The sequence below is a fragment of the Mycobacterium helveticum genome (genome assembly GCF_007714205.1).
Classification (GTDB): Bacteria; Actinomycetota; Actinomycetes; order Mycobacteriales; family Mycobacteriaceae; genus Mycobacterium; species Mycobacterium helveticum.
The window spans coordinates 1-1,418 of sequence record NZ_VMQU01000284.1; the positions used below are offsets into that span (position 1 = coordinate 1).

At 64.1% G+C, this 1,418-nt stretch carries 1 protein-coding gene; it reads right to left on the bottom strand.

Annotated elements, in window-relative coordinates; all coding sequences use genetic code 11:
• Window positions 1–57: 57 nt before the first annotated feature.
• Window positions 58–1,293 carry an IS256 family transposase gene (locus FPZ47_RS27495; protein WP_042909891.1) on the bottom strand — a complete coding sequence of 412 codons (1,236 nt, stop codon included), beginning with the start codon at window positions 1,291–1,293 and terminating at the stop codon, window positions 58–60.
• Between the last annotated feature and the right edge of the window lie 125 nt (window positions 1,294–1,418).

Consider the following 1,418-nt stretch of genomic DNA (forward strand, 5'->3'; position numbering starts at 1 on the left):
GGTCAAGTCCAGGGACGTGGTGTACGACGTCGTCGTGTGATTCTTCGACTTGGTGGTTTAGGCGGTCAGTGCCGCCGGGGTGTCCTCCTGTTCTGTTGATGGCGTGTGGTCGGCGCGGGATTTGCTGAGGACGTCGAGGCCGAGGTAGCGGCGGGATTCGGCCCATTCGTCGTGTTGTTCGGCCAGCACCGCGCCGACGAGGCGGATTAGGGCGTTGCGGTCGGGGAAGATTCCGACGACGTCGGTGCGCCGGCGGATTTCCTTGTTGAGTCGTTCTTGTGGGTTGTTGGACCAGATCTGCCGCCAAATTTGTTTGGGGAAGGCGGTGAAGGCGAGCAGGTCGGCGCGGGCGTCTTCGAGGTGGTCGGCGACCTTGGGGAGCTTGTCGGCCAGTGCGTCGATGATGCGGTCATATTGGGCTGCAACGGAACCGGCGTCAGGTTGATCGAAGACCGAATGCAGTAGTGTGCGTACCCACGGCCACGATGATTTCGGAGTGATGGCCATCAGGTTGGTGGCGTAGTGGGTGCGACACCGTTGCCACGATGCCCCAGGCAGGGTGGCGCCGATCGCGGCCACCAGACCGGCGTGGGCGTCGGAAGTGACCAGACGGACCCCTGATAGGCCGCGGGCGGTCAGCGACCGCAGGAAGGTCAGCCAGCCGGCCCCGTCCTCGGCGGTGGTGACGTCGATGCCCAGGATTTCGCGGTAGCCCTCGGCGTTGACCCCGGTGGCGATCAGCGCGTGCACGTTGACCACCCGGCCTGCTTCGCGAACCTTGAGCACCAGGGCGTCAGCAGCCATGAACGTGTACGGGCCTGCATCCAGTGGCCGGGTCCGGAACGCCTCGACCGCGGCGTCGAGCTCTTTGGCCATCACGCTGACCTGGGACTTCGACAAGCTGGTGATGCCCAGAGTCTCGACGAGTTTGTCCATCCGCCGCGTCGAAACGCCCAGCAGGTAGCAGGTAGCCACCACCGTGGTCAGGGCCCGCTCGGCGCGTTTGCGCCGTTCCAGCAGCCAGTCCGGGAAGTACGAACCTTGCCTTAGCTTGGGAATCGCCAGATCCAATGTGCCTGCGCGGGTGTCAAACTCGCGGTGCCGATACCCGTTGCGGGAATTGGTGCGCTCGCTGCTGCGCTGGCCGTAGCCGGCACCGCACACCGCGTCGGCTTCGGCGCCCATCAGGGCGTGAATGAAGGCGGCCAACAACTCGCGCAGCACATCAGGGTGCGTGGTGGTGAGTCGTTCGGCCAGCACGGCAGACAGGTCGATATCGTGGGCAATGGTCATCGCGTTGATTCCTTTGCTCGAGTGACTTTGGTCGGTCCCTCGAAGAATCACGCGATGACCTTCATTCATCCGGCTACGACACGCCGGTCATCACCGGCTCGTACACCACTCTGCTGGACGCAACT

Excerpts from the sequence above, each read along its gene's own strand:
- FPZ47_RS27495 (WP_042909891.1), bottom strand. The coding sequence starts at position 1,293 with ATGACCATTGCCCACGATATCGACCTGTCTGCCGTGCTGGCCGAACGA.